Source organism: Psychrobacillus sp. FSL K6-1267, assembly GCF_038003265.1.
GTDB classification, from domain to species: Bacteria; Bacillota; Bacilli; order Bacillales_A; family Planococcaceae; genus Psychrobacillus; species Psychrobacillus faecigallinarum.
The window spans coordinates 501,547-515,778 of the sequence record NZ_JBBOOR010000001.1 but is presented as its reverse complement, the minus strand read 5'-3'; the positions used below and the strand labels follow the sequence as shown (position 1 = coordinate 515,778).

Genomic DNA, 14,232 nt, shown 5'->3' with positions numbered 1-14,232 from the left:
ACAGCATGCTTGTCTTTTTGAATTCTGATCGTCTTTTTTAAACATATAATTATTTTAACCCAGCATATTGCTTATAATTTTGAACTCCTCCCTTCATATACTAATTAATAAGAATAGAAGCACCATATTTCTTATAGAAATGAAGGGGGGAATTATAAATGGAATATAATTTTGGATTTTGGCTTGGTCTTTTAGGTATTATCTTAGCGGTAGTCGGCTACTTTTTCTATCCGATTTGGCTTGGAATTGCTGCCGTTGTATTAGGTTTCGTAGCACTATATCATTATAAGCAAATAATCTTGGGCTGGCTGTCAATTATATTAGGAGTTATTATATTATTACTTCAATTTATATGATTTGAGAATCAATGACCGAAGTACTAAATAGAGGTTACTGGTTAATACCAGTTTAGGAGAAAATAGTTTATAGGCATGTGTGGAATCCCATATATGCCTTTTATTTTAAGTAAAATTGATATTCTGCTTCCATTAGAGTTCATATTTAATAGTAGTTATGCAGTATCATTTACCCCAAAAGTAACATATACATACAATAACTTCCCCTATTAATTGGACATTAAGCGAAATCCTATTTATTTATTCTTATAGAAATGAATGCAGAAATGTTGACAATATAAGTTGAATTTTAAAAAAACATCCGACTTATCAAACATATAAAGGAATCCATATTAATGACATCTTTAGCTATCCTAATTTCCATATTCTCCTGGATGGGATTACAAGACATTTTTAGATATGGATTCTATTCATTTATGTAATCAACCCAGCTTACTCGGATTGTTCTCTTCCATTTTTATGTATAGTATAGCAGGAAACTAGCTGTGTATTTTCCCGCTACCTTAGTATAAATTTACTTAATGCATGATTGATATAATAATTTTGAAAACTAAAAGTGAATAAAAAGCTATATTCTTTCACTTTGACACATACCCCTTCAAGTAAAGTTAGAGAAGTATATTCTCATCTTACCCATTATTATTTAGCGTACACTCTTCTCAACCTCAAGAAGAAAAAACTATTTGCACCCAAAAAAATAACAATATCAAAGTTACAATTGTAGTTATTGGAACGACTATCAATGTTACGCTTAAATAATCTTTCCAAGAGACCTTTATCTTGTTACTTTTTAGAATATGCATCCAAATTAGTGAGGCAAGTGTACCGATAGGTAATAATAATGCCCCCATATCGCTACCAATAATATTCGCAAGATAAATAGTCTTTAAAGTAATTGGATCTAATCCCATCTCTGTTAAAGTAATGGTTCCAATCATTAGCGCCGGATGATTATTGAATATATTAGAAAGAACGGATACTAATCCTCCCATGATAATACTTGCTTGAAACAATCCCTGATTTACAATTGGTTCACATAATTGAACTAATAGTGATGTCAATCCTACATTATTCAACCCGTATATTATGACATACATTGAAAATGCAAAAACAAGTATATGCCAAGGGGTCTTCTTAAGTATATCAACTGGACTAGTCCTTAAATGATACCATCTCCACAACAATAGTACAGCAGATCCAAGTACTGCGACAATCTCAATAGGTATGGTTAAATATGATGCAATAAAAAGTAGACATCGAATAATAAATACAAATACTAATATTTTCAACATAAATTTGGAACGTTTTTGTTTTGTTTCAAATGAAGTCTTTGCTTTGAACGGATGAAAATTTTTAGTGAAAAAGAATTCTTCTATGTCCATTGAGGAATTTGGTAAAGTTTTCGGTAGTTTTTTTCTTAAGACAATATACATTAAGAAAGACATGAATAACAAACCCAATGTTGAAGGAACGAACATCATTGCCGTATGTGCCCAAAGTGACATATCAACTATCTTTAATGCAATTAAGTTTACAATATTACTTACTCCAATCGGCGCACTGGAAGCAGTTGCTATTAAAGCTCCACTTAACAAATAAGGAAGCTGCTGACGAGGTTTTAAACGAAGATTTTTTAAGAGCAGGATTAATATTGGAGTTGTAATTAATATACTTCCATCATTATTAAATAATAATGTCATCAAAAAACATAATAATTGAATATACCAATATAACCGAAGTCCAGACCCCCTTGCCAAGCTTGTCAGCCTAGCCGCTACCCAATTAAAAAATCCAAAGCTTTCTAATATTATAGCCATGACAATTGTTGCGATAATGGTTAAAGAGGCACTTCCAATTTTAGTAATAATATCTATAACGTCAGCCTGAGACACTATTCCTGTAAGTATAATAATTGCTGCACCTACTGAAGCTGGCCATGCCTCATTTAACTCTTTTGGTCTCCAAAATATGACAATCATAGTTGCTAGGAACACCAAACTGGCGATTCCAATCTGAAAGCTCATGCATATACCATTTCCTCTCGAAATAAAAATAAATGTTTGTCCGTTTCCATATATGTATATTCGCTTTTCTCTAGAAAGAGCAAGATGTCTGTCTATAGCTTGGAATTATATATTTTTTAACAAAAAACGCCTATTAAAAAAATAGACATTTGAGCATTTTTATAAATGACAACTTACTATTCAAAAACTAACTTTTGTCAATTTGTTCATGCAGGAGCAGGTTGCAACTCGTGGGCTGTTTAAGACATATACAGCATTTAAAAGAAAGCACAAAAGTGTCTGTTATCTTTTACCCCATACACAAGAATAGAAAATAGGCTGTCGATACTTTCTCGTCAGCCATAAAGGACGGTTTTATTCTTACAATTTATAACTATTTGTGAAGTTATGCAGGCTCGCAAGTGAAATTTTAATTCTAAGTAGAAGTACATTAATTATGTTTAAACTTGGTGTAAAGTTTTAATATGATCTAGATTTAAATAATACGAATGCAATTTTGCTCCATGAATTTCAACTAAATTTTCCTCTATTTCGTTTAATTTTCCTATATGACTTTTATTCCCCCCAGCATTAAGCACGACAATTTTATCTTTGAACTTTTCAATTTGTTGTTTAAATGTGCTTGCTAATATCTGCCTACTCGATTGCACTAGGCTATTATGAAAGTTTTTACCGTAGGGACTTTCGTTTTCAGCGTAGGGTATAAGCACCTTTAAGTGACGGAGGGAAACATATACTATTTTATAAACAGGGGAATAGAATTCAATATAATCGTCCATCAAACTTAAAATATATCCATGAATAGGCGGTCCATCTGTTACATACAGCTCAACGTAATTTCCTTTAGCTTGAGTAAGAATCTCTCTAAAAGAAAGATCTTTTTCCTCTTCAACTGTAGAGATAGTTGGAGCGTGTGTAGGAGCCATAATATCATCTTCATTAATATTTACTTCAAAACGCTGTATATGTTCTAAAGAAATGTATACAAAATCTATCCCATTAAAAAGGACAACCAGATCACTTCCTGAATCTACGAGCGTACCATTCATCATTTTTTTCCCTGAAACCTCTATTTCGACAACTTCTGTTATAAGATTTTGAATAATATTATTCAAGGTTAACCCTCCTTTCTAGTTATTATCTAAATAGCAAAATCATACATTTAAGCTTAGAGAAATTTAAGGGTAAGTTACATAAACTCATATATTTCATCACCATTAGTCATTTGGAGAGCCTCGTTTATTAAACGCTACTTATTCCTGTCGTTGCCTGTCAGGCTCTATTTCCTAGTCTTTCTTCGATTATTTGCTGGTATCTCTTTTTCGAAAATTCCATTAAAGCATAATACTGTCTTTCCAACATGAAGTCTTCCGTTTGTTTTCCGTAGATTACTTTTTGGTTGCTTTCTTCTTGCCCATACTTTTCAAAAGCATCAGATTCTATATTTTGAAGACGCTCATACATATTGGTTGCATGATTCATTAAAGAATAATACTGTTTTTCTAAAATTGCTCTTTCTTCTTTTGGGTTTAACTTTATAATTGAGGTTTCAGGTACAGTTATTATTTCGTGCTCAAGATTTTCATTGGAGAAATTAGTTTTTTTCATTTTTAATTTTATTTTTTTTTTCCTTTTACGCCTAAAATAAAATAAGTTATTAAAGTCGTTCAGGTCCTGTTCTTTTTCGTTTTCTTTTACTTCTGGTATTAATACATCATTTTCTTCAGCAGTTTCTGGGGAATGTATAGTTTGGGACTCAGCTTTTATAAATCTAAAAGGCAGGGATTTTTTGGAGGTTATATTTTCTTCTAAATTAGTTTCCATTATAGGCTCTACGCTATTAAGAGTTTTACTTTCGTTTATAATATTATCGGGATTTGCTGCGCGTAAAAATCGTTCTCTTATAGGCTGTACACCTTGTCTATTAGGCTGTAACGAGTCATTGAACTTTGGCATCCTAACTTTTTTATAAACAAATGAATCTTCCTCTTCATTAGCTCTAACTGTATTTTCTTTTACAATTTTATGATCTATATTTGCAATATCAGTTGCTTCTTCTTGTTTTTCTTCTATATTAAAGTCATTTGGATCTTCCTCTTGGTCGGCTCTCTCCAAAATTTCAATTTTTGTTAGTTGTTCCGTTAGCGTCACAGTTTCTTCTAAGTTCTCTTCCAAAACAAAATCAGTCAGACCTTCCTCTTGGTGGATACTATTTAGAATCTCAATTTCTGTTAGCTGTTCCATCAACGTATTGTTCACAGCTTCTTCTAAGTTCTCTTCCAGAACAAAATCAGTCGGACCTTCCTCTTGGTCGGTACTATTTAGAATCTCAATTTCTGTTAGTTGTTCCGTCAACGTATTGTCCACAACTTCTTCTAAGTTCTCTTCCAGAACAAAATCAGTCGGACCTTCCTCTTGGTCGGTACTATTTAGAATTTCAATTTTTGTTAGTTGTTCCATCAACGTATTGTTCACAGCTTCTTCTAAGTTCTCTTCCAAATTGCCTATCCCTAAAATAGGCCTCACAGATGTTCCCTCTTGCAGATTTTGTTTTTCTGTATCCCGCTTATTATTATGTTTATCAATCTTAATCACTTCCTGTGCCCTACTATTATTAACAAGAGGTATATATGATTGCTCAACATAAAGATGTTCCTTACTATTAAATAAACTAATCTGTTTTTCAGTAATCTTGCTAAAGACACTTGATATGCTCGAGTGTGGCACATAAATTAGATTTTCATCATTTACTAATACGATATAATCTTTATAGATTTTGCTTAAGACTCCTATTAGTTGCTGATTACTGAAACTATTAATCTTAACCCAGTTGTATTTCATTCCTATTAATGTATTCGTGAAATAGTTACTGTTAAGATAGGGTACCGCTTCAGAGGAAATAAAATTATCCTTAGCATTTTTTGAAAAAGCAAGAATATGATGTAGGGAGATATAGTAGACGTTATTAGTTATTTCACAGATCAGGTAATCGTTTTTGACATTCAACAAGATTCCCTCAATAAATTGATCGCCCTTAAGAAACAAACCAACTTTGTTACGTTTTAGGGCGCTTAAAGCTTCTTCAATTTTTTTAGACTGCATTGGTAGCGCCTCCTTTTAAAACATTCGTCGACTCTGAATTACAGAAACGACGAACGCATGGTCATCTATTCATTTTCATTTTTTACTTCATGATTGATATTTGCTTCATTTATTTCCACTTCGTGCTTAGGCTTTTCACCTTTTTGGTGCTTATCTTCGTGTTTTGCTTTCTCTTCCTTGTTTGCTTTTTCTTCGCGTTTTTCTTTGTCTTCTTTGTTTGCTTTACCTTCGTGTTTTTCTTTGTCTTCTTTGTTTGCTTTACCTTCGTGTTTTTCTTTGTCTTCTTTGTTTGCTTTACCTTCGTGTTTTTCTTTGTCTTCTTTGCTTGCTTTACTTTCGTGTTTTTCTTTGTCTTCTTTATTTGCTTTACCTTCGTGTTTTTCTTTGTCTTCTTTGTTTGCTTTACCTTCGTGTTTTTCTTTGTCTTCTTTGTTTTTTTCTTTGTCTTCTTTATTTGCTTTACCTTCGCGTTTTTCTTTGTCTTCTTTGTTTGCTTTACCTTCGTGTTTTTCTTTGTCTTCTTTGTTTGCTTTATCTTCGTGTTTTTCTTTGTCTTCTTTATTTGATTTATCTTCTTTGTTTGCTTTATCATTGTGACTCTGTTCATTTACGGTATTGGCTTTGTCTTCATTATTTTCTTTCTTTTCTTTACTTTCTTTATTTCCTTTGTCGCTACTATTTTTTTTATCTTTACAATGTTCATCTTTATCTTTTTCTTTGGACTTTTCTTTTTTATCTTCTTTGGATTTTCCACATGTAGAAATTTGGCTAATGTTACGCATATGGAACAAGGAAACCCGAATTACTTCTTCGTTTGAAATTATAGTTACAAATTCATTATTAACGCCTTCCAATACACCTTCTAATGATTCTGGTCCACCGCGATTAACTTTGACCCATTTATATCTCAGACACTCTAAAATATCTTGAAAATCTCTCGCTTGTATAAAATCTAATTCCTCTGTTTCCACTTCTAAATCCACAGATTTTTTAGCGTTATGTGTCAAACTCTTCACGTGATGTCTATTATAGTAAATGATTCCATCCTCTTTAGTGTGCAATGTAAGATAATCCTTTCCTACTGCAAGCAGCCTACCTACGCGCGATTCTGGCCCACCTCTATCCACCTTAATAATCCTATTTACTAAAGAAAGCAGCATTTCTTTCTCCATAAAATTCCCCCCTTTTTATTATCCTAGTATCTATATGTATCTTAGGATTATTAAGTAACAGACATAAGCCTAACTATCCTTGATAGGCCAAGCTAATTAGTTTAATTTTTAAAATTCGCCGATTCTAGAAATCAGAAACGACGAATAAATTTTTATATATTTACTTAGGACTTTGTATTATCCTCAGTTTTTTTTTCATTAGAGTCCTTGTTTTTACGATCTTTTACTTCGTAACTAACGTTTCTAATATGGAACATAGAAATTCTGATAACTTCTTCTTTCGCTATAATGGTTACAAAATTATCGTTTACTTGATCGACAATGCCTTCTAGCTTTTCTGGTCCTCCACGATTAATTTGTACCCAATGGTATTTTAAGCTTTCTAAAACTCCCTTAAAATCCTCTGCTTGAATAAATCTAAAATCTTCAGGAACTTGAAAATCAAATTGCGAATCGTTTTTTGTATTTGAAGTTAAACTTTTTATGTGATGAGTTCTATAATATACAACACCTTCGTTTTCAGTTAACAACGCGATGTAGTCTCCTCCTACCGCAATTAGCCTTCCTTCCCTGGATTCTGGACCACCTCTGTCTATTTTTATGATGTTATCAACAAGGGAGTGTAACATTTTAATATCCAATTCTTCTAGCCTCCTTTTTATTTATCTTAATATTCATATGTATAAGCTGAATGTCTTGTAATAGACATACGCCCACTTTTATATTTAATGTCTCTCATAAAATTCGACATAAAAAAGCTCAGCAAGGAGGGGTTCCTCTCTTTGCTGAGCTTTTAACGTATTTTTAACTTTTACTTACCTTGTTTAAATTCATTTAAGTACTCTTTGACTTTATCTGTATCAGCTTTTAATTCGTTTCCTGTTTCCACAAGAGGACTTACAGTGGACACGGCTTTTTTCTTGTTGCCTTGGTAGTAATTCAATATTTCATCTTGGTTAATGGAATATAAAACTGCTTTACGTAAGGATTCACTTTTCGCAACTTCACGATCCTTCGTATTAAATAACAAGTAACTTACTGCATTACTATCATTTTTTTGAAGGGATAGCTTGCTGTCGTTCTCAACTAAATCGTATTTAGTTTCTGGTACTCCATTAAATATATGAATTTCGCCATTGCGAAGAGCTGATAATGCACTGTCAGCATCCGCGATAAAGCGTACGGTCACATTTGTAATTTTCGCCTCATTTTCTGTACCTGGCATATAGGCTGGGTTTTTCATGAATACTGCTTCGTAATCATTTTTGTAAGTCAGAATATAAGGACCACTTGCATATAAAGTATTGTTATAAGAAGAGCCTTCCGTTACAGTATTCTGATCCCCATAAGGAATATCTGTTTTTACATCAAATGAATCTACTTCATACGTGTTAATGCTTTCTACTTGTTTCTGAGAAACAATACCTGCTGATTGGTGAGCCAGGTAGTTTAAAACTTGCGGGAATGGATTCGTAGTAGTAATTTTTACTACTTGGTATTTTCCAGCAGCTGCATCAGCTTCTGTTTTATTTGACACTAATTCGTTAATGCCAGAATCCACACCTTTTTCTAAAGCTTCTTTTACAGAAGTCTCGCTTCCGGATTGCTTCACATCAAGTTCTGAAAGATCTGTAACGATTTCTATATTTTCCATGCTTTCATGTAAGCTGTATGTGCGGTGATCTGGAACTGATTTGCTGTCTTTTGCACGGTTTAATGAGAATACAACATCCTCTGCACCCACGCGTTCACCAGTGTCTACTGCTTTTTTATCTGTTACTGCAGCGAAGTTAATATCATCTCTTAGTAAGAAATAATAATCTTTGTTGCCATCTGCTATCGCATGATTCAATGATAGAGATCCATCAGAAACTACTTTATCATCATCTGTTAAGTTAACTAAACGGACATACATATTTGTATTCAATGTATTGATAGAACCGTCATTGCCTTTGATAGGATCTAAAGAAGTTAAGGATGCAATACCTTGTTGCATAACCAATGGTTCAGAGTTTCTTTTAGAAGTGTCTGTAAAGTCAATTGTCTCCCATGCTATTGCACGAGATTTAGCTAGTCTTACTGTATCTTCATTCAACACTTCTTTGTTTACTCCTTGCGCTTTGAAAGAGTTATATAAAGGTGCAATATAAGCTTTTTCTAAAACTAGAAGTTCTTCAAATTCTTTATACGTTTTTGTGTATTCTTCCGGTGTTTCTGTACTTGCTCTTTCAATTAATTCATCAATTTTCTTATCAGACATAATACTGTTATCGCCATCTGATTTAAATAATGCACGTACTGCATAATCTGGGTTACCCGTAACTGTCGTCCAGCTTGATAATGCCAAATCATAGTTTCCAGCATCTTTTTGAGCTGTAAAACTACCGTAATCAGGTTGTATGTTTAGTTTTACTTCAAAGCCGTTTTTAATTAATTGGTCGCGTACAATGTTCATATCCGCTTCACTAGAACTCATGCCTAATAATTCAATTACAACGTCACCTTGCTCTGTTTTGGAATCGGATTTGTCAGTTGCTTTATCAAGATCTGATTTAGTATTAACACAGCCCGCCAATACTAAAACTAGAGTAAACAATAAAGCTAATAATCCTTTTGTGTTCTTCATATTTTTTCCTCCTTGTTGAGCTTGCTTTAATCCATTCTCGGATCGAATGCATCTCTAAGTCCGTCACCTAAAAAGTTGAAAGATAATACGAGTCCTATAATTGCTAAACCCGGTATAATCGCCAAATAGGAATTGGACTCTAAATAAGTACTGCCTATCTTTAAAATATTGCCCCATTCTGGTATATGGGGTTCTACTCCAAGACCTAAAAAGCTCAAGCTGCTTGTTGCAATTACTGCTGTGCCTATCGTCAGTGTAGCTTTGACGATCATAGGTGCAAGTGAATTGGGAACAATTTGCTTAAAGATGATTGATAGATTGGAAGCTCCTAAAGCTCGAGCCGAGTCTACATATTCGTAGTTCGATACCATCATTACATTAGCTCGCATTGTTCGGGCATAAGTCGGAATCGAACCAACACTTAAAGCTAGTATAAGATTCGTAGTATTTGCTCCAAATGCTGCAATAATAGCGATGGCTAGTAATATTCCTGGTATTGCGTACAAGATATCTAGCAAACGCATAATGATGTTATCTGTACGCTTGCTATAATAGCCTGCCAACGCTCCTAATGCTCCTCCAACCACGAATGGAATTAGGGTCGAAGCAAAGCCCACTATTAGGGATATTCTTGCCCCGAAAATAATTCGAGAAAATAAATCTCTTCCGTAATTATCTGTACCAAATGGATACTCCAAGCTTGGCGGCTGGAGCAATGCCTCATAGTTGTTCTCTACTGCAAAATCATAGTCAAACGTAAACCTGCTAGTTACAGACAAAGCGAACATAAGAACGATAAAAAACATTCCTAATATAGCAGTAGAATTACGAGTGATTTTATCCCACATCGTATTCCACTTCACTATGCGTGAAAGACTGTTACTTCGGGTTTTAATGATTAAACTAATACCAAGCACAAAGTTAAAAATATTACCCGTTAGAGACGTAATGATTAATACAATGGCTAGGCCTTGCATCCACCCTGGTGCCCCTTCATCTCTGACATACTTGGCAACAGCTATCAAAGTAAATACTTGAAGAACTAAAATAACGATTAAAATACCTATTGAGGTTAAAAAAGTGTCTGACACATATGGTTTAAAAAGATTAAATGCAGAAATAACTAGGATAAACAGCTGGGTGAAAATCATCCAAATGCTAAATGTATATTCCGGTGTTTTCTTTTCTTTTATCAAGTTAAAACCAAACGAGGATACAAAGATATTAGCAGTTAATATCGCAATTATTTGTACATAGCCAAGCCTTCTTGTAGATGATTTTAAATGTCCTAGATTCAAAAGCTCTCGCCTCATTCTCCAGATAATAAAAAATTGAAGTGCTGTGAAAAAGGCATACACAGCAAAAATACTACAAGCAATCGGCTTAATCGTGCCCATATCAAAATCAAAACTATTAAATAATAAAACTATAGTTACTAGAAGAGAAAGTACTCCTGCAAAGTTCGCCTGTGTATATTCTCGTGACAGCTTTAATGCATGTTGTTTTTTAGTTACCACTTTTACACCTACTTCTTACAATTGCTTCATCTTAGATTTTATACGCGGATCAAAAAACGCATATAAAATATCGATGAGCACATTAACCAAGGAAATGGTTATTGCAATATAGATTACTCCACCCATAATAGCCGGTATATCGGGGATAAATTGTTTATCGACAATATAGCTACCAATCCCGCTAATATTGAATACCTTCTCTGTTACAGCCGCTCCTCCAAGCATTCCACCAAACAGTAAGCCGATAACAGTGACAATCGGAATCATTGCATTTCCAATGGCGTGTTTCCAAAGCACTTGGCGTTGGTTTAAGCCTTTTGCTTTTGCAGTGATAATATAATCCTCATTTATAATTTCTAATACGGAGGAACGAGTCATCCTAGCTACTGAAGCAGTAAGTCCTGTACCAAGCACAATCACTGGCATAATAATTGATGACCAGTTTTGCGGACTATAAGTTGCAGGAAGCCATTGTAGCTTAATAGAGAAGTTCAAGATGAATATAAGCCCTTGCCAAAAGTTTGGTATGGACAATCCAATTAAAGCAATGAACATAAAGGCATAATCTAAGAAGGAGTTTTGTCTAGTTGCAGATATAATTCCTACAGGAATTGCTATTACTACTGCCATTAATAAAGAGAAGATTGCAATCATTAATGTAACTGGGAACTTATTGGCAATACTTGTTGCAACATCCTCATTACCTGTAAAGGATGCTCCTAGATCAAAGGTTGCAATTCCTTTTATTGTATTCCATAGCTGATTGAGATAAGGCAAGTCTAACCCATGCATTTGATTGAACGCAGCCATCTGTTCCTTAGTGGCACTTTCTCCTAAAAGGTTAGCAGCTGGATCAAAAGGCGATAAATATAAAATGGTGAACACCAAAACCGATACGCCTGTTATAACAAAGATACTCATGATCAATCTTTCAAAAATAAATTTACTAAACGCATTACTATAAAGACCCAATAAAATATACATCAGTAAGCCAGGAATAAACGAAACAATTAGAAATGCAGTATTCTCTAATAAACCTAAAAAATATGTTGTATAAGTGAGTGGCTTAGTACCATTTAACTCATGTATTTCATTCATTTCATTGTATACAAGCTTTTCTACTCTATCTTCCACGAGTTTATTTATTTCTACTGTCATTTTTTCTTCATTAATTTTTTCATTAAAAAAGGCATGCTTTCGTTCATACTGCTCCTTAAACTCCTCGTATAGCTCCTCTTTTATCCCCCTTGCCACAAGTGAAGACTTTAGATCGCTATTTAAGGAAGAACTAGGATCCTTCTGCTTTTTTAGGTAAAAAAGTAGAAAGGTTATTATATGAACTGGCAAGCCAAGTAAAAATAATAAGATTCTAAAGAAAGAATGATGTTGTAGTCTTCCATAGGTCAAACTTAGTGCGTTGGAAGAAGATTTTCTTCCCATACCAAATACCCCCTCCCTATATTGTATAAATCCGAGTGGTATAGTATAGTATAGATTCGAACTACTATTAAGTCAACGCAAATAATTTGGTTCTATTAAGCGTAGGGTTAAATGCGCCATAATTGTGCGTGTTTAGTCTTCTTTTTTGTAGAAACCGCTCATATTACTTAAAATATACGCTCTCTACTGAAAGAGCATGAATCATAAATAATAAATTGAAGATTTTAATCAGATAGGTGGTTTTCATGGAAACTATTTTAAAAGTAAAAGATTTACAGATTTCTTTTTTAACAAACGACAATGAATTTGAGGCTGTTCGAGGCGTAAGCTTTGAAGTAAGAAAAGGAGAAACACTTGGCATTGTAGGAGAATCAGGTAGTGGAAAAAGTGTCACTGCCCGCTCCATCATGCGCCTGCTGCCTTCTCCCCCCTCCTTCATGAAAAATGGCTCCATTGAATTTTTAGGAGAATCTCTTGAGACAAAAACTGAAAAGGAAATGGAGAGTATTAGAGGAAGAGACATCAGTATGATTTTCCAGGATCCCATGACATCTTTAAACCCTACCATTCGAATTGGCCCACAGATTGCAGAAAGTCTTATCAAGCACCAGCAGCTTTCTAAAAAAAAGGCAAAGAACCAAGCAGTTGAAATCTTGAAGCTAGTAGGCATTAAGAATAGCGAAGAGCGCTACAACCAGTATCCTCACGAATTTTCAGGTGGTATGCGCCAAAGAGTTATGATCGCTATTGCACTTGCCTGCAAGCCAACGCTATTAATAGCAGATGAACCGACAACTGCACTAGACGTTACCATTCAGGCTCAGATTTTGAATTTAATGAAGGATATGCAGCAAAGATTTGGCACCTCCATTATTTTAATCACTCATGATTTGGGTGTAGTTGCAGGTATGTGCGATCGAGTGGCAGTTATGAAAAATGGCGAAATTGTAGAAACCGGGACAACTGAAAAGATATTTGAAAATCCTCAGCATGACTATACAAAAAAATTATTAAATGCACTTCCTCGTTTAGATGAAAGGAAGAAACCCAAGAGACCACCGCTTCGTTCCATTGGTTTAGAAAATGGCAAGCCGTTATTAGAGGTCAAATCTTTAAAGCAGCATTTCCAATTAGGCAAAGGGAATGTGCTGAAGGCCGTGGATGATATCAGCTTCTTCATCAAACCTGGAGAAACCCTTGGACTTGTAGGAGAATCTGGCTCAGGAAAATCAACTACCGGTCGGTCCATTCTTCGGTTACATGAGCCTACGGATGGAGATGTGCTTTATCAGGGAATCGCCATCAACCGTTTGAGTAAAAGTGAATTAAAAACGATGCGACGACATATGCAGATTATCTTTCAGGATCCGTATTCTTCCTTAAATCCTCGTTTAAAGGTGTTAGATATTATCGGCCAGGCATTAGATATTCATCGTTTGAGCAAAAATGCAGAGGAAAGAAAACAACGTGTAGAAGAGTTACTAAAAATGGTAGGGTTGGATTCCTCCCATGCCATGCGTTATCCACATGAGTTTTCAGGTGGACAACGACAACGAATCGGCATTGCCCGAGCACTGGCAGTAGAGCCTGACTTTATCGTCTGTGATGAACCACTATCAGCTTTAGACGTTTCTATACAGGCACAAATTGTAGAACTACTAGAGGATTTACAGCATAGACTAGGTCTAACTTACCTTTTCATCGCACATGATCTATCTATGGTTAAGCATATTAGTGATCGGGTAGCGGTGATGTATGCTGGTAAAATTGTGGAGCTTGCGGAAAGTGAAGAGCTTTATTCTAACCCACAACATCCTTATACAAAATCCCTATTAGCAGCAATCCCTATTCCTGATCCTAAGGTAGAAGCTAAGAAAAAAAGGAAGCTTTTGGAGGAATCAAATGTAGAGGATAGATATCAATTGAAGCAATCTAAGCTTGTGGAAGTTTCCTCCGGTCACTGGGTAGCAATTCCAAATGTGAAATAACTCTTGA

General features: G+C 34.5%; 10 protein-coding genes. 2 read left to right on the top strand and 8 right to left on the bottom strand.

Going from position 1 to position 14,232, the window contains the following annotated elements; all coding sequences use genetic code 11:
- Window positions 1–158: 158 nt before the first annotated feature.
- Entirely contained in the window at window positions 159–356 is a 198-nt protein-coding gene (locus tag MHB55_RS02495; RefSeq protein WP_144539968.1) for a C4-dicarboxylate ABC transporter, read from the top strand.
- A gap of 665 nt (window positions 357–1,021) precedes the next feature.
- On the opposite strand, the gene MHB55_RS02490 is transcribed toward MHB55_RS02495, so the two are convergent.
- The 8 genes from MHB55_RS02490 to MHB55_RS02455 form a co-directional block, all read right to left on the bottom strand.
- Window positions 1,022–2,380, bottom strand: a complete 1,359-nt coding sequence (locus tag MHB55_RS02490; RefSeq protein WP_144539970.1) for an arsenic transporter — start codon at window positions 2,378–2,380, stop codon at window positions 1,022–1,024.
- Between the two features lie 440 nt (window positions 2,381–2,820).
- The gene (locus MHB55_RS02485; RefSeq protein ID WP_144539972.1) at window positions 2,821–3,495 is read right to left on the bottom strand and encodes a DUF2642 domain-containing protein; all 675 of its coding nucleotides are present in this window, start codon (window positions 3,493–3,495) and stop codon (window positions 2,821–2,823) included.
- Window positions 3,496–3,652: 157 nt separating this feature from the next.
- Window positions 3,653–5,482 (bottom strand): hypothetical protein, encoded by a 1,830-nt coding sequence (locus MHB55_RS02480; protein ID WP_154311618.1) that lies wholly within the window; start codon window positions 5,480–5,482, stop codon window positions 3,653–3,655.
- A 65-nt stretch (window positions 5,483–5,547) separates the two neighbouring features.
- Window positions 5,548–6,654, bottom strand: coding sequence for a hypothetical protein (locus MHB55_RS02475; RefSeq protein ID WP_340862485.1), 1,107 nt, complete (start codon window positions 6,652–6,654; stop codon window positions 5,548–5,550).
- A gap of 164 nt (window positions 6,655–6,818) precedes the next feature.
- Window positions 6,819–7,295 carry a hypothetical protein gene (locus MHB55_RS02470; protein ID WP_144539976.1) on the bottom strand — a complete coding sequence of 159 codons (477 nt, stop codon included), beginning with the start codon at window positions 7,293–7,295 and terminating at the stop codon, window positions 6,819–6,821.
- A gap of 170 nt (window positions 7,296–7,465) precedes the next feature.
- Entirely contained in the window at window positions 7,466–9,280 is a 1,815-nt protein-coding gene (locus MHB55_RS02465) for an ABC transporter substrate-binding protein (protein WP_340862484.1), read from the bottom strand.
- Between the two features lie 26 nt (window positions 9,281–9,306).
- The gene (locus tag MHB55_RS02460) at window positions 9,307–10,797 is read right to left on the bottom strand and encodes an ABC transporter permease (RefSeq protein WP_340844066.1); all 1,491 of its coding nucleotides are present in this window, start codon (window positions 10,795–10,797) and stop codon (window positions 9,307–9,309) included.
- A gap of 15 nt (window positions 10,798–10,812) precedes the next feature.
- Window positions 10,813–12,237 (bottom strand): ABC transporter permease, encoded by a 1,425-nt coding sequence (locus tag MHB55_RS02455; protein ID WP_340862483.1) that lies wholly within the window; start codon window positions 12,235–12,237, stop codon window positions 10,813–10,815.
- A gap of 245 nt (window positions 12,238–12,482) precedes the next feature.
- Here MHB55_RS02455 and MHB55_RS02450 point away from each other — a divergent pair, with 245 nt between their 5' ends.
- Window positions 12,483–14,225 (top strand): ABC transporter ATP-binding protein, encoded by a 1,743-nt coding sequence (locus tag MHB55_RS02450; RefSeq protein ID WP_154311623.1) that lies wholly within the window; start codon window positions 12,483–12,485, stop codon window positions 14,223–14,225.
- Window positions 14,226–14,232: the final 7 nt, after the last annotated feature.